14 protein-coding genes and 1 pseudogene are annotated in these 21,435 nt (G+C 42.3%); 8 read left to right on the top strand and 7 right to left on the bottom strand.

All coding sequences use genetic code 11. From position 1 onward, the window contains the following. Nucleotides 1-176 precede the first annotated feature (176 nt). Both tnpA and V6W81_RS12560 read right to left on the bottom strand, forming a co-directional pair. On the bottom strand, nucleotides 177-665 hold the full coding sequence (gene tnpA, locus V6W81_RS12565; RefSeq protein ID WP_090915317.1) for an IS200/IS605 family transposase: 489 nt from the start codon (nucleotides 663-665) through the stop codon (nucleotides 177-179). A gap of 208 nt (nucleotides 666-873) precedes the next feature. After that, nucleotides 874-1,869: an ABC transporter substrate-binding protein gene (locus V6W81_RS12560; protein ID WP_338543505.1), complete on the bottom strand. Its 996-nt coding sequence runs from the start codon at nucleotides 1,867-1,869 to the stop codon at nucleotides 874-876. Between the two features lie 395 nt (nucleotides 1,870-2,264). Between V6W81_RS12560 and V6W81_RS12555 the strand changes: the two genes are divergently transcribed. Continuing rightward, nucleotides 2,265-2,867 (top strand): hypothetical protein, encoded by a 603-nt coding sequence (locus V6W81_RS12555; protein ID WP_338543503.1) that lies wholly within the window; start codon nucleotides 2,265-2,267, stop codon nucleotides 2,865-2,867. Between the two features lie 115 nt (nucleotides 2,868-2,982). Here V6W81_RS12555 and V6W81_RS12550 read toward each other — a convergent pair whose 3' ends face one another. Continuing rightward, a complete protein-coding gene (locus tag V6W81_RS12550) occupies nucleotides 2,983-4,215 on the bottom strand; it encodes a multidrug effflux MFS transporter (protein WP_338543502.1) in 1,233 nt (410 codons plus the stop codon). A gap of 4 nt (nucleotides 4,216-4,219) precedes the next feature. Further along, a complete protein-coding gene (locus V6W81_RS12545) occupies nucleotides 4,220-4,966 on the bottom strand; it encodes a GTP pyrophosphokinase (RefSeq protein ID WP_145048657.1) in 747 nt (248 codons plus the stop codon). A 305-nt stretch (nucleotides 4,967-5,271) separates the two neighbouring features. Between V6W81_RS12545 and V6W81_RS12540 the strand changes: the two genes are divergently transcribed. Together V6W81_RS12540 and V6W81_RS12535 are read left to right on the top strand one after the other, a co-directional pair. After that, nucleotides 5,272-6,084 (top strand): alpha/beta hydrolase family protein, encoded by an 813-nt coding sequence (locus tag V6W81_RS12540; protein ID WP_338543501.1) that lies wholly within the window; start codon nucleotides 5,272-5,274, stop codon nucleotides 6,082-6,084. Between the two features lie 83 nt (nucleotides 6,085-6,167). Next, nucleotides 6,168-6,890 (top strand): YoaK family protein, encoded by a 723-nt coding sequence (locus V6W81_RS12535; RefSeq protein ID WP_338543500.1) that lies wholly within the window; start codon nucleotides 6,168-6,170, stop codon nucleotides 6,888-6,890. Nucleotides 6,891-6,898: 8 nt separating this feature from the next. On the opposite strand, the gene V6W81_RS12530 is transcribed toward V6W81_RS12535, so the two are convergent. Beyond that, nucleotides 6,899-7,801, bottom strand: coding sequence for a LysR family transcriptional regulator (locus V6W81_RS12530; protein ID WP_338543498.1), 903 nt, complete (start codon nucleotides 7,799-7,801; stop codon nucleotides 6,899-6,901). 128 nt (nucleotides 7,802-7,929) lie between these two features. Here V6W81_RS12530 and V6W81_RS12525 point away from each other — a divergent pair, with 128 nt between their 5' ends. The 3 genes from V6W81_RS12525 to V6W81_RS12515 all read left to right on the top strand — a co-directional run bounded on the left by V6W81_RS12525 (nucleotide 7,930) and on the right by V6W81_RS12515 (nucleotide 11,326). Continuing rightward, nucleotides 7,930-8,619 carry an O-methyltransferase gene (locus V6W81_RS12525; protein ID WP_338543496.1) on the top strand — a complete coding sequence of 230 codons (690 nt, stop codon included), beginning with the start codon at nucleotides 7,930-7,932 and terminating at the stop codon, nucleotides 8,617-8,619. Between the two features lie 92 nt (nucleotides 8,620-8,711). Beyond that, entirely contained in the window at nucleotides 8,712-10,028 is a 1,317-nt protein-coding gene (locus tag V6W81_RS12520; protein ID WP_338543494.1) for an MFS transporter, read from the top strand. Nucleotides 10,029-10,195: 167 nt separating this feature from the next. After that, complete coding sequence (locus V6W81_RS12515; protein WP_338543492.1) at nucleotides 10,196-11,326, top strand: AbrB family transcriptional regulator; 1,131 nt, start codon at nucleotides 10,196-10,198, stop codon at nucleotides 11,324-11,326. A 592-nt stretch (nucleotides 11,327-11,918) separates the two neighbouring features. Here the strand turns inward: V6W81_RS12515 and V6W81_RS29175 are convergent. Then, nucleotides 11,919-12,059 (bottom strand): annotated as a pseudogene (locus V6W81_RS29175) (hypothetical protein); the annotation flags it as partial. A gap of 673 nt (nucleotides 12,060-12,732) precedes the next feature. On the opposite strand from V6W81_RS29175, the gene V6W81_RS12510 reads away from it, so the two are divergent. Both V6W81_RS12510 and V6W81_RS12505 read left to right on the top strand, forming a co-directional pair. Next, nucleotides 12,733-14,670, top strand: a complete 1,938-nt coding sequence (locus tag V6W81_RS12510; RefSeq protein WP_338543490.1) for an AAA family ATPase — start codon at nucleotides 12,733-12,735, stop codon at nucleotides 14,668-14,670. Further along, a complete protein-coding gene (locus V6W81_RS12505) occupies nucleotides 14,663-15,802 on the top strand; it encodes a hypothetical protein (RefSeq protein WP_338543489.1) in 1,140 nt (379 codons plus the stop codon). The genes V6W81_RS12510 and V6W81_RS12505 overlap by 8 nt, the downstream gene beginning before the upstream one ends. 946 nt (nucleotides 15,803-16,748) lie before the next feature. Here the strand turns inward: V6W81_RS12505 and V6W81_RS12500 are convergent. Next, on the bottom strand, nucleotides 16,749-20,561 hold the full coding sequence (locus V6W81_RS12500) for a hypothetical protein (RefSeq protein WP_338543488.1): 3,813 nt from the start codon (nucleotides 20,559-20,561) through the stop codon (nucleotides 16,749-16,751). Between the last annotated feature and the right edge of the window lie 874 nt (nucleotides 20,562-21,435).

The raw sequence follows: 21,435 nt of genomic DNA, 5'->3' as shown, positions 1-21,435 counted from the left end.
ACTTCATATATTCTGCTCCGTTATTATATAACGCTCGGTATAAGAATAAATCAAAACCACCCGTATAACGGGTGGTTTGCTCTGCGGCTGAAAGCCTTTGTTACTGGCCAGCCCTAAAAGGGCGTTGAAGGATTCGCCAACCGCACTACTTTTTCGGCCACCCTTAAAAGGGTTCTCTATTTCTTCTTCTTTCGTTGCTCCTTTGTTTCTTCGCCTGTAAATGGATCGATGTACTCCGCCATGGTTATTTGTTCTGCGACGATGTCTTCCTGCAATTGATTTTGGATATATTCCTGTATCACTTTCTTGTTCCTTCCGACCGTATCTACATAAAATCCTTTACACCAGAACTTCCGATTTCCATATCGATACTTTAGACTAGCATGTCTGTCAAAGATCATTAGGCTGCTCTTTCCCTTTAAATATCCTATAAATGCTGACACACTAAGTTTTGGTGGGATACTCACCAACATGTGAATATGGTCTTTACACGCTTCCGCTTCAATAATCTCTACATTTTTTCGCTCACATAATTGTCTCAATATCTTTCCGATGTCTTGTTTCAATTTTCCGTAAATCACTTGTCTTCTGTACTTTGGAGCAAACACGATATGATACTTACAATTCCATTTTGTATGTGCTAAACTGTTCACATCAGATGACATCTGTATTCCTCCTATTGTCGATAAATTCGGTTGGCGAACCAAATTTATTGTAACATTAGGAGGAATTTTTTTTGATACATCGCTGAAAGCTCCCCTGAACCATACGCATAGCGTATGGTTTTCTTTTCACAACAACAAAAACTCTTTGGCATCTTACATGCCAAAGAGTCTGGTTAGGCTAGCAACCTAGCCGTAGCGTACTTTATTTTTATTTAACAATGCTATTTTGAATGTCTTCCATAATTTGCGTGTTAGCCTGAACTCCGCTGTACAACCAGCTACTTTCACGAGTGAATTCGAACAGGTTACCGTTCTTCACTGCAGGTATGTTCTGCCATACTGGATCTTTCAAGGCTTCTGCTCCTGTACCTACATCACTGTTGACAAAGAACAGATAATCAACATCCATAGTCGCAAGCTTCTCCAAGGAAATAGCTGACCAGTTACCTGTTGCTGTAGCTGATATTTCCTTTACAACCTCAGGCTTAGCTAGTCCAAGCTCATTGTACATCACTTCTCCACTGGATACGTTATCGCTCACCATAAAGAATTTCCCGTTGACTAACCAGATGGCCGCAGCTGATTTGGTTCCACCTGTAACGGTGTTTATTTTCTCCTTAACCTCTTTTACCTTGAGATCGTAATTGTCCAGCACTTGTTGTGCCTCGTCACTCTTATTCAGAATTTCGCCGATTTTTAGTAACGTCTTGCGCCAGTCTTTATAAACCTCTTCACCCAGCACAAAGGTAGGCGCAATTTTGTTGTATTGCTCATACTTCTCACCTTCAACCATGTCCTCAGTACCAATGATGATCAAATCGGGACTGAAGCTGACTACAGCTTCAAAGGGAAGATCAGATGCAATAGGTGGAATTCCCTCTAAGTCCTTTTGCAAATATTGTTGAACCCCTTTAGTTACAGACCATTGAGCTACTGGCTTAACACCAAGCGTAACTAAATGATCCTCTAGATAAGAAGCGATAATACGCTCCGGATTAGCAGGAATTTGGACTTCGTGGCTCATCGCGTCTGTCATGGTTCGTTCTGTTGGTGCTTCTGTCTGCGTCTCAGACTCCGCTGCTGTATTCTCTCCTGCTGCTGACGGCTGTTGGTCTGTAGACTTTGCTCCGCAAGCTGCCAACCAGATGGACATGACCATCACCGTAATCAGAAGCATGATCATTTTTTTGTTCTTGTTAAACACGAAAATATCCCCTTTCAATATGTACCTCTCTAACAAACCCAATATATCGGACACATCCGATCTTTCCTAAACATCAGCACATATTATACATACGTATATTTTATGCGATCCATCGACAATGATAATCGTTATCAACATAGAAGTCAACATCGTTACCGTCGTTGGCAACAATTTTAATCATAAGAATAATCAATTCATAACTCACTAAAAGGGAATAGATGTAACGAGATATAGACAAATTGAATCGTTTTGATCTATTTCTCGTTTGGATTGAAGCAGCTAAAGGTATGATGAAATGGATTCAGATTATGTTAAATTTCGCATCCTTCATCACCTATAGGCAGATGCCTTCATATGCTGATTTCAGACTAAGCAGACAGGAAGGATGTTCGATCATGAGTTACCCATATAACACGTATTCTGCCTATGAGGACAATCGCTCATTTCAATTTCCGTCCATTTTCCCGGGAGGCACGCCAGGTGGGATTCCAGGCCAACCGATCCCTGGAATCCCCGGCGGTTCCGGGGGCTTACCTCCTTTTTTCCCAGGCGGGGGCACAGGTGGTCAGCCACCATACTTTCCAGGAGGGGTTCCAGGTACAGCGCCAGGTGTTCCTGCCCAACTTGCACAAGGTAATTTGCCCACTTTACTGAGCGCGTACCCTCGACCAGTGGGCCAGCCTCCAGCAGAGATGGTTTTCTTGTACAATTTAATTAAAAGCAGTCCCGGTCTACTTCCACTATTCATTCAGCAGCAACCACAAAGCCTGACCCAAGCTGTGCAATTTGCGCAATCAGGCGTATCGGCACCTCGGAACAACGAAGAGCGCGTGCTGAATCGGTTCTGTTACAACCGTTGGTCTCTCGTGTTCACTTACAATGATGTCTATCTGATGTGGCCTGCCATTAACCTGTTCGGGTTCGTGGTTGGTTACTTCTATCCATTCCAGACTCCAGGTATATTGTTGAATACACAAATTTTGTTCTCCCTCTGTTAGGACGTTTCTCAAATGTTCTGAACATTTGCTTCTTACGGAGTTATACGATATGCCCTAAAAAACAAACGCCCCACCCGGTGAGATCATCTCTCCGAGTGGGGCGTTGCCACGTGTCTTAGTGTGCCACTTGCCGTTTACTTGTTTTTCTAACCATCATGAGGTAGATAAGTACTGCGCCGAGATCAGCACAGAGTATAACAATCCCCATAGGTACAGCCGTTCCCTCACCACCTAGTCCAACAAGCGGGGCCACAATTCCTCCAAACATAAAGGTCATTACACCAATCAGTGCGGATGCACTTCCCGCAGACTTCGATTGATTAGCCATCGCCAGTGCAAATGAAGCTGTATTAACAAGACCCACACTCGATACCACTAGGAATAATGGAATGAGTATTGATATCAGGTTGCCTTCCGCTAGAATTGCGATAAATAGAGAAGTTCCTCCCAATGCGGCAACAATTAGGCCAGCAATCAGCAAACGTGTCTCGGATACCTTTCCAGCAAGCCTTCCTGCAATCTGACTAGCTAATATAATTCCCAAGCCATTAATAGCGAAGCAGAGACTAAACATCTGTGGTGATATCCCATATATTTTCTGCAACACAAATGGTGAACCTGATATGTACGCAAACATACCTGCACCTACAAATCCCTGAGTCAGAGCATAACCCATAAATAAACGATTACTTGCGATTTGGCGGAACGTGACCAGTGTCTGCTTCAATCCACCACTAGATCTTCGATCTGCTGGCAGGGTTTCTCCTAAGCCAAAAATGACAGCTAATAATGTCAGTACCCCGATAAGACTTAATAAAATAAATACGCCTCGCCATGACGTATATTCGAGTAATAGACCACCTATAATTGGCGCAGCAATTGGTGCTACACCGTTAATTAACATTAGAAGTGAGAAAAATCGTGTTAATTCCGGTCCGTCATAGACATCTCGAACGACTGCACGAGAAATTACGATACCTGCCGCTCCTGCAACACCTTGAATAAAGCGTAATACTACAAAAGAACCCATTGTTGGGCTAACCAAACACAGAATAGAGGCTATCGTGTAGAGTAACAATCCAGCAATCAACGGAGTACGGCGTCCTCGAACGTCACTCAATGGTCCAGCGAGCAGTTGTCCTAGAGCAAGTCCCACCATACAAGCGGTTAGACTGAGCTGTGCATAAGACGTTGAAGATTCGAAATCTGCTGCTAGCGTAGGCAGTGCAGGCAGATACATATCCAGGGACAACGGCCCGAAGGCCGACAATGTCCCGAGAATTAGCGCCATACGTATGCGCGATGTTGAATGGGTGGTTAATGAAGCCGATGTCGATTTTGTACGCATGATGTTACTGCTCTCCGTTTCCTAGTAACTTGAGCAGATTGGAAGGTAACGTAAATTGCTGATTGTTGATGATGATACGGCGTAGCTCTTCTTCTGTCCGATCATTCTCAGCATCCTTGATCTCCTGGATCTCTCGGTGCAATCGCTCCATCTGTTGATCAAGCGCATTCGCAGAATCCGCAGCACTTTTCAGCTCTCTTGTCAGATGTTCGGGAACATCCTTGTTGTATTTGTAGAAGATCTTATGCTCGAGGCTCGCCCAGAAATCCATCGCAATCGTGCGGATCTGTATTTCCACGCAAGCTCGCTCTTCCCCATTGGACATGTACACAGGCACATCGACCAACAAGTGCAGGCTCTGGTACCCGTTAGGCTTCGGATTTTGGATGTAATCCTTCACTTCTAGAACACGTAGATCGCTTTGATTACAGAGCATATCCTTAATACGATAAATATCAGAAATAAACGAGCAGGTGATGCGAACACCAGCGATATCCTTAATGTTTTTCTTAATACTTTCGAAGGTTAATTCATGATTCTTGCGGAACATCTTATTCATAATACTTTCAGGTGACTTCAATCTGGATTTTGTATGTTCAATAGGGCTGTAATCATGCAGGGACTGGAATTCTTCCTTAAGCACTTCGATCTTCGTTTCCATCTGATCAAGTGCAAATTTATAGATCATCATAAACCGCGTAATCTCATATTTAAATTTCTTGAATTGATCAATTGGGTGTGGTGCGTTCATCATTATGTTCTTCCTTTCTCCGTGGACACTAAAGTAAATTTATGAAATGTGAAGATAACATGGGTTCATCCTCATGCCTTTGTACTCATTATAAATCATCTGGAGCCAATAAACGAATTTCTACACGATGACGGTCTAACGAAGACGGTGAATGAGATCTATATTTTGACATATGCTAAACCTACTCCACCACTCAACAAAGACACTCTCGAAGAAAGGGAGCGATACTGATTCTCTATCATGTTACTTATTCTTCCGATTCTTATCGTGTAAAAGCATATCTCGGTCTTCCCGATGGCTGCTCGTTGTCTTCCTTCTCCGTCCCAACAGAGGTCGATAACTTACCATCTTCGCCAACCTTATCTTCCACGCTCCAACCTGTGAAATTGACTGCACTGGCTAGTCGTTATTCCAGAGCCCATTCGAATCAGATACACATCGATCAGAACACATTATGGCCAGTACTAATCTACTGCCGAGGTGGACTCGGTAATTATGGTGGGGTTAATACGTCTTGGATCGAACAATTTGTCAATTACGGGTATATCGTGTTCGCTCCGGCATATCGCGGTAATGAAGGTGGCGAAGGGCGTGATGAGTATGGCGGCAGTGATCTGCAAGATGTTGTATCCGCTTATCAATTGGTGCACGGACTGCCTTTTGCCGACCCGTCACGGATCTCTATCATGGGTTTCTCGAGAGGCGCGATCAATGCTGTACACGCAGCAGCGACTTACAATATACAGCCTCATCGTGTTCACAAGCTCGTGTTATGGAGTGGTGTCGCAGATGTGGCTCAAACTTATATGGAACGTACAGACCTGAGAAGAACACTTAAACGGGTTCTCGGCAATTCTCCGCATCGCGTTCCTGAAGCGTACACTGCCCGTTCGCCGCTCTTCAAAGTTTCAGAGCTTCGCTGTCCCGTCCTAATCATGCATGGAACTGAGGATACTCAGGTGAAGTACAGTCACGGTACACAAATGTATAACGAATTGAAACGCAGCGGTGCGGATGTTACGTTTCACGCCTACGGGGGAGAGAATCATCATTTCCAAGGCACAGTTCAGCAGACCGCGATCAGCCATATGTTTAAATGGCTCGGGACACGATCGTGATCCAATCCGTCACTGCGGTATTCATCAGGGCAAATGTTACTGTATACTAGAGGGGTACCTTTTCGTGAAAGGATGAAAGTCACATGCATCATCAGATAACCCTCCAAAAGTACGCATTGCTCATTCTTTGCATGGCTGCCGGTATGGTAGACTTAATCGGATATTTAGCCTTAGGTCATGTACTAACCGCAAATATGACGGGCAACATCGTTCTGCTGGGTATTGCTATTGCTCGCGCTCAGGAGTTTGTTGTACTCCGTTCGTTAATCGCACTTATCGGATTTATCATCGGAAATGCAATAGCAGCTCGCATGATTGGATGGGGACGGAGCGAAAGTGGCTGGACGAAGCGAATTACAACTGTATTTGTTGTTGAGAGCAGCTTACTGCTCTTTTTTGCTGTCGCCATGATCAGTCCCTATGCAGAACAACTATCTTATCTATTGATCCTCGTATTAGCAGCTGCGATGGGAATACAAACTACAGCAGCTCGCCGGATTGGCATTGCTGGTATATCCACAACCGTTCTAACGAATAATCTAGCCGCCGTTGTGGAAGATACCGTAAGTATTATGTACAGGATGAGACACACCTCTGCCAAATCCCTATTTAAATCATTATCCGGCGATGTATATCTACGTGCTGGTGCGGTTCTGATTTATTTGGTCGGCATCATTGCTGCCGCACTTCTGTTCCAACATTGGCCTCTAATCTCTGTGTGGATTCCTGTTCTGCTCGTGGGAGGCATCACCTTGTATGCTCGGACTCAGTTCAGCGATGTACGGGATACAACTAGTGGTAGTTAAGAAGACTGTCAGTTAGATTGCATGTTTGAAGCTTCCTGCTTCATTAGATCAACCAATTTGCGAGCAGCAGGTGATAATACTTCTCCTGCTCGTGTACATACCGCGAGTATATTCTTCAATTGCATATGCTGGACGAATACGCGTGCCAGTCTGCCTTCACGAACATCCTCCTTCACAACCAGTGAAGAGATAAAATTAGCTCCATATCCTGCTTTTACTGCACTGATTGTCTCATTCAGCCCATTGAATTGAAGAGCGATCCGAGGTGCAGGCAAATTATTAGTTGTACAGAGTGATACGAGTCGATCTCTGGTTACACTTCCCTCTTCACGCATGATGAATGGCTCTGCCATCATGTCTTTCAATTCTATTTTCCGTCCCGCATAAGGATGCTCTGGATGAACGACAAACCACATCTCATCCTCAAACAGCTCGTCCCAGTGAACCCCGTCATGTGTGATCCCACTTCCACCGTATACCGCAATTTCTGCTTCATATCGAAGCAATTGATCAAATGCCATCCGTGTATTCGTTGTATTCACAACGACCTCAACCTCTTCATGCATCTGCTTGAATCGAGCAATCCATGCTGGAAGCAGAAAATTAGCCGGGAGATATGTTGCTGTAATCCGGATCATGCCTTTCTTACCTGCCCGAAAATCGTCCACAAAATGCTCTACCTCTTGTTCCAGCATAAATAACCGTTCTGCATAACTGATAAGCTGTGTACCCGCATCCGTAAGAACAAGCCTTCTTCCCTCCGAGACAAATAGCTGAATGTTCAGCTCTCGTTCAAACTTTTTCACTTGGGATGAAACGGCCGGCTGACTAATATTGAGTTCTTCAGCAGCTCGTGTTACCCCACCATATCGCACAATAGCATGAAACAACCTAAGTCCATGTAGATTCATGTGATCCCCTTTCAAACCATAACTAAAATGTATGACTAAATATAATATATATATTTTATTTATATTCTTGCAAGTCGTATAGTGGAATTAAGAAATCCCAAAACCTTATCCGGAAAGGAACATGCTTAATGAAAAATGTGAATTCTTCGTCCTTACTACACACATGGACTCAAGTCGATCAATATCTGAATGAACGATTGATTCCCGCCGATCCACTGCTCGAGCAAGCCTTAAACCACAATGCTACTGCTGGATTGCCTGCCCATGATGTCACACCCAATCAGGGTAAATTCCTTCAACTCCTGCTTCAGATTCAGGGAGCAACACGAGTCCTCGAAATTGGAACACTGGGCGGTTACAGTACGATCTGGATGGCTCGTGCGTTGCCCGATCAAGGTAGAATCGTAACTCTTGAAGCCGATCCACATCATGCGGAGATCGCTCGTCATAATCTTAACCAAGCAGGGCTTATGGATAAAGTCGACCTACGTGTTGGGGCAGCCTTGACGACTCTCCCGGACATACAAGAAGAGTATCGTGAACCCTTCGATTTCATCTTTATTGATGCTGACAAACCAAGCAATCCTGATTATCTCAGATGGGCTCTACGCTTAGCACGTCCGGGAAGTCTTATCATTGGCGACAACATTGTACGAGATGGTGAAGTGGTCAATCCAAGCAGCACAGATGAGAGAGTCCAAGGTGTACGCACCTTCCTAGATATGGTCGCAAACCATCCTAAACTTGAAGCAACAGCACTCCAAACGGTAGGCAGCAAAGGGTATGATGGATTCATGCTTGCACGCGTTTTACCATAAACCCAAAAAAATAAACAGTGGTCAATTGTTCCGAAATTTCCCCATTCCTGTTAAACTGGTAACACTGCACAGCATCGACTGGGGGAAACCACTTGAAAGTTCTAAGACAGATCGTTTCGGAAATTCGGGGCTGGTCCCGCAATATCCAACTTTTTTTTCTAGCTAGTATTCTGTATCAGATCGGTAATGGCATGTTCTCTGTCCTGTATAATCTGTACATTCAGGGTCTTGGCTACAACGACACCATGAATGGTCAGATTGTCAGTATTCAATCGCTGGCAACCGCGATTATGTTCGTGCCTATAGGACTCGGCGGTGATCGCTTCAGTCGCAAACGGTTGCTCATCGTTGGAGCCTTGTTCAGCGGAGTATTCTTGATTGGACGCTCGTTCGACTATTCCACCAGCGGGTTAATCTGGTTTGCCGTGTTCTCCGGACTTTTTGCCGGGGTATTCCAAGTTCTCGCGATCCCTTTCCTGGCTGAAAATGTGAAGAAGAGTCAGCGCTTGAAAATGTTCAGTTACTATTCTTCTCTTGTTCTTGCATCTCAGGTGCTAGGAAGTCTGGGAGGCGGCGTATTTGCGGATCTGCTCCATTCAGTAGGATTCGCGGTGGTCACAGGTTTACAAACGGTGTTAATTATTGGAGGCGTGGCTACGCTAGCCGCATTTATTCCTTTATTATTTATCAACGATCATTCAGCTACATCCCAAGCAACTCACCCAATGCCTACAACCACTCAATCTAACGAAAGCGTTGAAGGAGTTATCTCTGAATCCTCTGGGGTAGTTCGTGAATCTGATGTTCAGCTCAAAAAGAAAGATTCCCGACTGATCGGTCAGTTTGTTATCACTCAATTATTGATTGGATTCGGTTCTGGTCTTGTCGTACCCTATTTGAATCTATACTTCACGAACCGTTTTTCTGTTTCTCTCAGCGGGATGAGTCTACTCATCTCCTTAGGTCAGATCATGACCATTGTCTCGATGCTTATCGGGCCTACGCTTGCAGCAAAGGTGGGGAGCGTTCGAGCCGTCGTCATTTTCCAGATCATGTCCTTGCCTTTCCTATTGCTTACGGGATTCACGAATCTACTGGTGATCGCCTCCATCAGCTTCCTGTTTAGGCAAGCACTAATGAATGCGGCTAATCCGATTCACTCCGCCATTCTGGTTGATAAAATCTCTGATAAACGACGTGGGATTGCGAATTCATTAATGCAGACGGCCTTCATGATCGGCTGGGCTACCATGGGTCCTGTACAATCTTATCTGGTTACTACCTATGGAACGTACTGGGGTTATGCGATCACGTTCAGTATTACAGGCAGCCTGTATGTTATTTCGTCCCTGATGTACTATGTGATGTTTAGGGAAGCCAAACCTGCTGCACAGGTGACAACGCATTGATATGCGAGTAAGGTAGAATGAGATGAGTTGAAGGGTCGAAGATTCCTTGAAGTAAAATAAGCACCTATTCACCAGGAGTGATCTTACATGAATCAAATTTGCAACTTAAACCTATATACCGATTCACGTATAGGGCTCGTGCCAACTAATATAAGGAAATGGAACGGATGGGATTAATGCGTAAGCATAGTCCCTCCGTTGTTTTTCGTTTTTTGCTCAGTTTAAGCGTCTCCGTACTGGGAGGTATCGCATTCACTGCGATCCACACACCAATCCCTTGGCTACTAGGGCCAATGGTGTTCATGCTTCTTGGTGCACAAGTGCTTAAGCTCCCCTTAATGTGGCCTTCAAGCGTACGCGATTACGGAATTCTGATTGTTGGTTATTCGATCGGCCTCACCCTTACAGAGGATGCGTTGCTAGGAATTCTGCACCAGCTTCCCATGATGCTGCTCATGACCATACTACTCATTGGATTCTGTACATTAACGGCCTATCTCGCTTCGAAGCTTACTCCATTTGACTTTCCGTCTTTGCTTGTTGGGAGTATCCCGGGCGGATTATCCCAGATGGTTTCTTTAGCTGAGGAGATGAAATCCATTAATCTAACCCTGGTTACCTTTTTGCAGGTGACTCGGTTAATCATGATCGTGTTCTGTGTTCCTTTTCTCCTGTTCAGTCCATGGGTCGGTGGAGCTACTGTTGTAGGAACAGACCCTGTGCTGGAGACAAATGCCTTATGGACAGCGTTATTCCCAGAAATATGGATCTATGCCCCACTATGCGTCATTGGCGCTTGGATCGCACGTAAGCTGCGTTTTCCCACTGCGTTTATGCTTGGGTCGATGATTGTCATGTGTGTGATTCAATTGACCACTTCGATGCATACACCTGCACTGCCCCCTTCTATACTCAATCTATCGCAGTTGATGATTGGCAGTCATGTCGGTTTGATGCTTCGACCCGAGCAGCTACAGCGCAAGACGCAAACCGTCACTCTTGCTTTACTTAGTAGTGTACTGCTCATTGCTGGCTCTCTGGGGCTAGGTTATATCCTTATGCATGTATACTCCCTATCAGCCGCAACTTCCTTACTTAGTATGGCTCCTGGAGGCATGGATCAGATGAGTATTATGGCTCATGAGGTACACGCCAATTTATCGGTCGTCTCAGGATATCAGCTGTTCCGAATTTTATTTATTTTCTTCATCGTCTCTTCTGTTCTGAAGATCGTGCTCACTCGATTGCTGAGACAGAAAGAAGGCAATTCAGAGTCATGTTCACGATCATCCAATTAAATGAGACCATTCATCTCACACCAAAGAGTACCCCGGCATCTGACCAGAGGTACTCTTGATGATTCAATTTTTTATTTTTTAAAATATCTAATTGAAATATGAATACACCCTTTCCTTCGATTATTTTAGTTTTACTCTGCATCACTATTTCCAAGTATTCCTTACTGATGAGCTAAATTACGAAAATCTATGTTATTCCAGACAATTTCCTTTTATATTTTCTCCAGGGTATGGAGAACCTTATGTCAAATTCCAGCGTGGTGGGTAACTTAATGTCATTCTACATTAACAAAATAATCATCACCCTCCTATTTTATCGAGTAATATAATTTGATATTATTCATTAGTAACTTTAAAGACAAAAAAGAGACTCTACTACCGAAAAACCGGTAAGACTTTTCTTCATTCGCAGACTTGTACAGCCTTGTTAGATCATAAAGATTGGCTCTGTGTTCGACCTATCCGATTGGAAAAAGTAGCATAATGAATCACGCATATTGGTGTTCATGATGACAAACTTTAAGTTATCAGGGCTGTTCATCCTTCTTCAAGGTCTATTCATATGTAAAAAAGGGGCATTTGCCCCTTTCCATCATTTTTTCGCTAACTTACTCTTAGTTTTCTCCAAATAATCAAGCAGTTCATGTGAATAGTCAGTTTGAATCATATTCACCTTTCTGGTCACTCCCCAGCCCCATCCATCTGTACTATTGGAAATCCACTTTTCATCGGAATGTCCTGCACATTAAGAGACCCACATGGTATTGACCCAGATCCTACATTGTTCCAGCGAACAATTGAAGTGTCTGCTCTACCTTTTTAATGATCCTGATGGGAGAGTTATGGTTGTCGAGAATGGGGTGACTGGCTTGATGCACCAGAGAACACATTGCAAGCCTTTTAAACTCTGCCCTTTGCAAATTCTCTTGCTCTATTTCCTTTTATCTTCTCTTTTCCGTTTTAACATGTTATTCCTTCCTTCATCTATTATAAGCCACTCTTCGTGTAATGGTCATTAAATTATAGTAACTACAGTCAGTATAAACTGCCCCTCAATCGTTTTGTTGTTGAATGATGTTCAATTATTGAGAATAATTCTTTTGGAGACAGATAATTACCATAGATAGAGAGCAAGTAAGAGTTGTCCGACAAGTCAATAACCCTTTTTATACCAAGTTCGGATTCAGCCCTTGTAGCAAGGGTATAAGGGCTTGTCCTTGGCTAAAATAATACTTAAGTATACTGATAAAATTATAAAGTCGCTAAATCTGCGACATCAATTAAAATGCCTCAGTTCTCAAGTATGCTTCAAGGAAGCTTGTAACGTGCTCCTCGCAAAAAAACGAGAGAGCACTTATAATAAATAGGAACGCTATGTTACTTCCAAAGGAGAGAAATTTTCGAGAATGAGTGCAAAGCTATTGTACGTTTACCTTCATAAACTTGACACTTGCTACGAAAAACAAGATTTTAACTTTACCAACTCATTTGACATCTCATATAATCCGTCATCCCAAGAAATTAAGCTTACTCCAAAAAAAGATTCATACGACGGACTTTGGAGCGAGCGAATTCATAATATTAATTTGGTTATCGGTAAAAACGGAGCCGGGAAAAGCACGTTACTCGATTTGCTTGGCTCAGTCAAGCAAAACCGGGTTAAACGCTTTCCATTTGAGGAAAATAGTTGGTTCGCGATCTATCATGTCGATACAAATACTTTTTTGATTGAAGGCTATCATTCTGAGTTGCTCGGTAACGTTCAAGGTCTACCGCTTGATATTCACGTCGAGTACTGTATTACGGTCAAGTATGAACAAGAAACTGAGGGGCTTATCGCCTCCGAATATATACAGCAAGCCTACACAGAAAACAACCAAATATCTTTAATTAGAGAGCGACTTTTACCTCTTTACCTGGCGAATGATGTCAAGCAGCATTGGTACAGCGGACAGTCAAACCAGTTCGTACACGAAACCTATGTCGGTTTTCAAAGGCAGTATTTAAGCCAGCCACTCTATGCCAATTTGTATCAGTTTATGACAAAAGAATTTCTCTTGCTGGAGCAGGATTATACGATTGAGAATGCCTTGCTTTCTTTGAAACGAGAGGAAGAAATTTTCCCTGCATACAGCACACTTGAAGAAAAAAAACATCTACTCAATTTCAACCTGTACAGAAAAAAAGCTGAAGCGCTAATTTTTAAACCCATCGCTCCTATTCGTCTTTACCAAGCTGCAGATCCACAAGACCGGTGGACCTCTAAAGAAAAGTTTATTATTCGTCATTTAGAAGCGATTCTTGCTTCGCTTTGGATCATGCTCAAACAAAGCCGGGATAAAAAAGACATTCAAACTTTTCACTCGGTGCTTGCTCAAATTGATTTAGACAGTGACGACTTAATTGGTCGTACAAAATATTTATTACAGGCGATGCGAGTGCTTCAGAAGACGATGACCCTGGTCATGCATAAGTTCGATCCCCTCCTTGATTTGGATGCTCTTGAACAAATCATTTCGGCTCTTATTGATCTCGATGAACACTACTTCATTTCTTCACTAGTAGCTACTGTCTCTTTAAAAGAAGACTTTGATCCTCAGTTGGTTCGCTTTTTGCACCTTTATGACGATGAGAATCCACGACTTGGCGGTTCTACCTTACATGTAACGTATCAGCGCATGAGCAAAGGTGAGTTGGAATTCATCAATGGCTTCGCTAATCTGTTCAAAGCGGTTCATCTCGCATTGAATGACTCGAAAGTCGAAACTATTCTGCTACTTATTGACGAACCCGATGCCTCCTTCCATCCAGAATGGTCAAGACGCTATATCGCGAACCTGGTCAAGTTTCTTGAGCAAGGCTATTTTGAACGAGCGGTCAAATTTCAAATACTATTGACTACTCATTCGCCATTTATGGTTTCTGACGTACCAAAGGAACATATTAACTGCATTAAAATTATAAATGATAGCGGGAAAATCAAACGCGAAGTACAACAAGCAGATTTTGGATTGATGAGTAATATTTACGATATTATGAAAAGCGATTTTTTCATTGGGGCTCCAGTTGGTGAATTTGCGACGCAAGTGTTCAAGCGGATTCTTCGCAGGATTGAGCGTCTAGATTCGTACAATCCCAGTGAGGTGGAGCAAATCAGCGGCCTGATTAACGGTATAGGCGAAGATGTGCTGCGCAAAAAGCTGACGCAAATGCTGAACGAACGACTTCTCAAACTTGAACCCGAACTTCTACAAATGAAAAAAATAGAGCAAATGGAAAAAGAACTTAAAATAGAGCGGGAAAAGCTGAATAGACAGCGCGAAGGTAGACAAAATAATGATTAAAATTGATTCTCAGCGTTTGTTAAACGTCCGCGATTACTACTATAAAGAAATTTACAGCACTGTCAGTACATGCTTCCATGCGGCAACTCTGGGCATAAATCCATTTACGGGCAAAAATCTTCGTACTTGGTTTGTAACCCGGACGACCGGTAATCTGAATGAAAGCTTCCTTAAAATATTGTTAACTGGAACATTTGACGAGATAATAGCTGAGATTCCAGAAATTGAATACTATTTACTCACTTGCAAATTTCTACACTTCAGCTTTGAGCAGGTGGATGCCAAGCTACCCGGCAAGAAAAAAGCAGATCGTATTTCCATTCGTAGAGCTCATGTGCACAAGTACAGCAATCCATGGCTCAACAAACACACCAATGCACCAGACCATCGTTCTTTTCTCAGTTCGAACAAAAATTACAGTCAGTTCGTTCATGATGTCAAAGCTGATATGGATCAATTAAACGCTCTTATCGCTCAAATAATCGACTATTCTAACATAAGTAGAGGCTTACGTCATGAGCTCCTGCACCGGATCGGTATAGAAGTTTGTCCCTATTGCAACCGGCAGTATATAACGTCTTACAAAGACGGTACAGCAAAAAAAACAACGGCAGATCTGGATCATTTTTATCCAAATTCCATTTTCAAACTGTTATCTTTGTCTCTGTATAATTTCGTGCCTTCCTGTCAGATATGCAACTCACGCTTCAAGCTTGCAAAAGGGTCTGAGATATTATATCCATACGAGTCCGGTTTTGACCGTGATACTTATTTTGATGTCGCGCTTACCCCCTCTTCAAACAGCGATTCTTTAATCGGTGGTAATACTCTTTTTAATATTAAACTGCATCAAACGCATACTGGAAGTCGAGCTGATCAATTGGAAGGCAGCATTCGGCTTTTTCAGTTACAAGAGGTTTACCAGAGCCATAAGGAATATGTAAGAGAATTACTTTACAAACAATACGTATACAAGGACGCCTATAAAAAGGATTTGACCGCTCTTTTTGACAATATGCAGCTGACAGAACAAGAAATTCAGCTCTTCCTCTACGGACACGCGCTGCAGGAAGATAAGCTCGGAAATTCCCCCCTAAGCAAGCTGGCGTTCGATATTATCACACGTAGTTGAGCAAAAACAGGTCAGCAAATCAAAATACTTTCTCCTGAGGAAGAAGGAATTGACGATCATTCGGACGAGAGATGTACGTTTGAAAGGCAAATATTGTTCGCATCCATATTTGGAACAATATTTGTCTCAAATTTTTTATTAATTAAGTCATGGTGAACGAGTCACATATTCAATGAATCATCTTAAGTGGTTGTTTGTGTATGGAGATTAATTCCAGAGTGGAAAAGAGTATTTTGGCTTGTTCGGCTCATAGCATTCATTACACGAAATATTCCCCTTTTTTTTGTTCACAAATAAAAACAAGAGTACCAAGTACTGTAACACTACTGTGAATTCCACAAAATTATCTCTTAATAAAAGCTCCTTTAAACTTTAACTTAAGAATAGTAGCCTGCTCTAGTAATCTCAAAGGTAGACAAGTGAAATAAGAGTCATGTTAACATGAACTCAACACTAAAAAACCCAGAGGGATCTTTGCGGAGCCAGCGCAGAAAAGCCAAACCTTTACTCAGTATATTGAAGAAGCGAAGAAAGCAGTTTATCTAAGATAGTGTAGTTCTCTCGCTGGCTCAAAAGCTTCTCCTTTACTAGATTTGGATACCGCTTTTTAAATAATTCACCTTTGCTTGAAGATAATCTCGTTCTTCCTCTGCCAAAACTCGTAAGAGGGTGTCCCTTCAGTAGATTAGAAAAACTATTTTTGCTCTCATCAAACGATTCTCCATTTTTCCACTTTTTTACCCACACCCTTAACTGTCAATAGTTTCGAATTCATTCTCGCTCAGCAACCATCTTTTAACTTGCAGAACCTTCGATATGCGATCTAACTTCATTTAATTTGAGTTCTTCGGTATACGTCTGAAATATTTGTCCCTTTTTCGCCATAAAAATATCCCCCCAAGTGTCTACTTAGAGGGGGTAATACCATTAGTACTTATGGCTTTAATTACTCTTTCCATCCCTCAAGCGGTTCCCTGGAATGATAAACATACTTCTTGTCGGAAGATGTTTTGATCAATTTTTTTCGCAATGTCTCCACCTTATTTAACAAGTTTAGCATATGTTCATCCTCATTATCTCTAAAATGACTCTGTACAATTAGATAACTTTTGTGTACCCTTGGTGGTGGATCTTGGTTAAATATGAAATCTAAAAAGGTAACCATTCCGTCTCCTATAAAACCGTTATTCTTGTGTAGATACCATATGATATGGTCAGAAGTCAGATGATGAGTGAGCAAAAGTGAATATGCATGACTTCCAATTAATTCGACTGGTGAATCACAATTGTTGCTTATAGCTTCAATGACATCCGCTAATTTAACTGTGATCTCCTCTCTCTCCGTTTCTTCGAGATTCTGGAAAACGATCTCCCATAATTCCCGGCTTTCTGCTCCACTAACTCTTACTGTCCATTCAAGAATAATTTCCACCATTAAGCGCACGGTGTTCTTTGACCCATATTTACATATATTAATGCATTCTTGTAGAACAAATTTCTTAAAACTCTTGGTGGCAGATGTACTAATTACACGTTTCAACGCATAAGCGAGTGCATTAGCGAATGCAGGATGCTCGGGATACCTTAATATTTCCAAGGCTATAGATGTCCAACTGTAATCCCGAGATGTACCAACCAGGTTGTAAAATTCTCCACGCTCCGCATCAAACACCTCTACACAGTCCATTAATAGTTGTGAGTCTGTCTTTGAAATCAGTTCAGTAATGGCAAGAGGTAAAGATAGTGCATTCGCCTCACCAAGTAGTAGAAGGCATATTTCTGAGGATACCTCCTCTCGTGTCAGAGCAATAGCTTTAAGCCAGCGAACATCACTACGGTCGCTCTGTAATAACTTTATGACTTGAGCTCGCTCTTGTTGATGAAGGTGTGGCCAGTAATTTACGTACTCCGCGAGTGACATAGATACAATATAAGAATTTTGATGGCTCAATAGACGTATTGACAGCTGCTCTCTGTAAGTAAAACTTCGGTTTGTATGATTCAGTAAAAAATCAAGATAGCCCATTCCATAGTCATTAGGACGTTTGCGCGAGATTGTCCGCTCCACCCATTCTACCCACGCCTTAGTTATCTGTACAACCTGATCTTCGGTAAACGCCGATGCTTCTCTTGATGTTGTTTCAAATAAATAAGCTTCATCAATTTCAAGAAATTCGTCAGGTACATTCTCAAGGAAAACGGGAAGAAGTGTGCCCCAAAGACGATGTAAATCCTCCCTTTCTTCCAAAGATATGACCTCCCAATTCAAACGAAACCGATGTGGCTTTTGAGAGAATTGGATTATGAACTCATGGGCCGCCACGCAGTTTACTTTTACCATCAGCGCTTCCTGAAGTTTCTTTCGAACCCAATCACGCTCCCCCAAACTCCAACGATTCCATCCTTGAAAGCAACCTTGGATTCCCTGGAGTACCACGAAAGGATGAGGATCGCTTAAAACTAAATCAAGGTGTCTCCGATCCTCACCATACTCGTGAACAAGACTAAAGGCCGCCGCCTCACGAATAAACGCATCTTTATAGGTTAACAACTGCTTAAGTACCGGTAGTTTGATTTGAGCATCCAACTCATGTACATCCAAATAGCGAGCAAGTTGCCATGCTTCTTCGGGGATGACCTTGAATGCTTCATCCGGCGATTGAAGACGTTCCGCAATAGCTAAAAACAGCTCTTTTGTGATACCTTCATTCTGGTGTTCAATCATTCTTTGCCATACTATGTTTTGTGTATGTTCTTTCAGTTTTGGAATACCATCTTGCCATTCGATACTATAGTCTGAAAAATGATAGCTTTTGATGTAGCTCATGATCACTTGTATGTCATTGGGTGGCAGCTCTTTAAACCTAGAAGCCAATAAAACGAGGGCTTCGTCTCTCATGGTCGGGTAAGAGTTTGTTAATGCTTGTAATGCCATCTTTCTGACCTCACTACGAATGTCTTTTACCGCATAAGCTTCATATATCCGCTCTAAACTACGGATAACATTAAGCATAATAGCGACAGATTCGCTACTAAGCAGATGTCTGAGGATAACTAGTAAACGTTTCTGTCCAAATCTTTGTTGATTCTCTACCACATGCATGGCCGCTTCATAATATGTAGGGTGAGAAAACATCCAGTGGCCATTTACAGATTGAATGTATCCTGCCCGCTCCAGTTCTTCGCAGAAAGCCTCAGCCTCCCCTATCCCTTCCGTTAGTCTCAATTCATCATATACAGATTGCAAATGAGAAAAAAAGGCCTCTTCCACCATTCCGATACCTACACGGTTACCGAGCACCATAGTCATTAGTGATATCTGTTCAATTGGCTTCCGGATCAGAAAGGACTGCCCAAGTTGATCAGCATCGAATCTAGCCAGACTAGCCAATTCCTCGAAACTTCTATCTATCAATTTAGCCTGCTCACTATATGCCAAATGACGGAGTTGGCCTGGTTGCAACACAGCTGATGTGTTCATTCTCATTCCGTCCACTACAAGTTCCTCCACATTATCTGGCAGATGCTTTGTATTAGAATAAGCAGTCCAAACATCAATAGCGTAATTAGCATCAGATACAGTTAAGTCCCTCCACTGACATTCTCCAAGCGACCAGGCTTCAAGAGATGAACTTCCATTGAGAGATTGAATTAGGTCCTTCCTTGAAGTAACAATGAGTTTTCGATGCGGAGCCAGTTTTGTTGTGAGATCATACAATCGAGACCACGTATTCATAGCATCTGGATTAAGATTTGTGTGACCGAAAGGGTCCTCAAGAAAACAAATTCTGCTTTCGCTACTTGCTACCATAAGATACCTGTAAGCGGAATCCAACTGATTTTCTTTTACATAGGTAAATCCTTGATCAGCACGAAATTGTTCTGCTATCCACTCGGCCATATGTGATTTCCCGCAGAAAGAAATTCCCGTAAGAAGTAATACGTTTTTTTCTTCTAAATCTCGGTCTAATAGGTCTATATTCTCCCTGGGCACGTGAAGAGGCCGCAAAAATGTACGGTTACCTGCAAAGTTATTCAATATTTCTCGTATAAGAGGAACAACATCTCCTCTTACATCCCGAGCTATTCTTACCGCTTTTTCCATCTGGGAAATTACTGTAGGAGCTACTTGTTCTGGGATATGCTGAAGCTTCAGCAGACGAATCACTTCATTTTGGATTGAGATCACGTCTGCACGCTCCCAAATCAAGATACGCTGGGCAATATCACGAAGCCTTCCTTTATTTTTACTCAAATGCCCAGCCTGATGTTTACAAAAGTCATCTCGTTTTTTCTTTAATGGTGTTGGAGTTTTCTCTTCAAATGCTTTTGAAAATGCATTTAAGAACGTGTCCGCTAGTTGACCCTGAAGCGGAGAAATTGAATGCTCATCAATAGTCCCAATCGGACTTAGAAAGGTTTTTGTAGAATCCGAACAGCGACTTCTAGTAATGAATAACGCCTTCCGCTGTGTATCGTTTTCAATACGCTCCAGTAAATTACCATTTTCCCTTTTTTCAGGAAAGTGTCCAACCCACTTAGCAAGGGAATCAATTTCAAGATTGCCTTGTTCACTTTTTACCTGGATTTCGATCGTAACTATATTCCCTTCAAATGAAAAGTGAAGCTCTGCATCTTCACCATCTTTCTTTTCTACGATGAGTTCAAGACCATCTCGTCCCCACATAAGGAGAACTAGATAGACAGTTTGTAAGTACTGATAATCGTAACCTTGTGTTCCTGTTACCTCAATGGACATCGTGAGAATACTCCTTTAGTCTAGGTATGATAACTATATTGTACAATTTTTTTATAAAGACGGCTTAAAATTTCGACTGCTCTTTTTCTCTCTGCTTGAGATCCATGTACCCCGGACGATTAGTCCATTGTCTTCTACATGCGCTTATAGATTTAAACTCAACGTATCCATCTATGAATATTATCTAGCGTACTTTAGAAACCCTCTCGTCTTACCAGTATAGCATGCACCATCTAGCGAGAACTTATATGCGAACTTTGCAAGCTGTAGATCCTGAAGCATGGCTTCAGATGCTCGCCGTTCGTCTATAGGTGCTCATGGTAAGTCGCCGATGTGCCGAAAACATCAATGGCCGCTACTCCTAACCGAGCCATAACTCTGTTCCACATATGGAATCGATTATTAACCCACAAAAAATGTCGCTCGATTGAGCGACACTTTCTTAAACAATACTATTCAGATTGCTTACACTATTAGAGTAAAGAAATGGTTTGCTCAAAATAATAGCGAAATACATTTTTCAGTAATCGCTTGGAATTGAGATTTATTGCCTTAACTGCATCAATTAAATCCACGAACTCCATACACGGAGTACGGCTGGAAGGTTACTCTAATTGGTAAAAGAGCAGTCTTATTTCAATCTATGTACTCCGTACAGAGTGCGACAGGGGAAATACATGTAATAAGGATATATCATCATACCTTAGCGTAATTCCGGTATTTCTAACAACTATTTTTCTCATTATAAACCACAGCCGTGAAAAAGCTCAATATCAATGTTGCCAAAAGGTATATTCGAGGTGCGAACATCCCTCGGAAATCATATGCGCTTGGGGTTCGTACCTGAATTAGCCTTCTTTTTAATAATCAACAA

It is taken from the genome of Paenibacillus tundrae (genome assembly GCF_036884255.1).
GTDB lineage: Bacteria > Bacillota > Bacilli > Paenibacillales > Paenibacillaceae > Paenibacillus.
The sequence above is the reverse complement of the archived record's forward strand: the minus strand, read 5'-3'. Positions and strand labels throughout refer to the sequence as shown.

Bases quoted from the DNA above. Each gene is read 5' to 3' on its own strand.
- V6W81_RS12510 (WP_338543490.1), top strand. From the start codon at position 12,733: ATGAGTGCAAAGCTATTGTACGTTTACCTTCATAAACTTGACACTTGC.
- V6W81_RS12530 (WP_338543498.1), bottom strand. From the start codon at position 7,801: ATGAATCTACATGGACTTAGGTTGTTTCATGCTATTGTGCGATATGGT.
- V6W81_RS12550 (WP_338543502.1), bottom strand. From the start codon at position 4,215: ATGCGTACAAAATCGACATCGGCTTCATTAACCACCCATTCAACATCG.
- V6W81_RS12500 (WP_338543488.1), bottom strand. From the start codon at position 20,561: ATGTCCATTGAGGTAACAGGAACACAAGGTTACGATTATCAGTACTTA.
- V6W81_RS12505 (WP_338543489.1), top strand. From the start codon at position 14,663: ATGATTAAAATTGATTCTCAGCGTTTGTTAAACGTCCGCGATTACTAC.
- tnpA (WP_090915317.1), bottom strand. From the start codon at position 665: ATGTCATCTGATGTGAACAGTTTAGCACATACAAAATGGAATTGTAAG.
- V6W81_RS12515 (WP_338543492.1), top strand. From the start codon at position 10,196: ATGGGATTAATGCGTAAGCATAGTCCCTCCGTTGTTTTTCGTTTTTTG.
- V6W81_RS12555 (WP_338543503.1), top strand. From the start codon at position 2,265: ATGAGTTACCCATATAACACGTATTCTGCCTATGAGGACAATCGCTCA.
- V6W81_RS12535 (WP_338543500.1), top strand. From the start codon at position 6,168: ATGCATCATCAGATAACCCTCCAAAAGTACGCATTGCTCATTCTTTGC.
- V6W81_RS12545 (WP_145048657.1), bottom strand. From the start codon at position 4,966: ATGAACGCACCACACCCAATTGATCAATTCAAGAAATTTAAATATGAG.
- V6W81_RS12525 (WP_338543496.1), top strand. From the start codon at position 7,930: ATGAAAAATGTGAATTCTTCGTCCTTACTACACACATGGACTCAAGTC.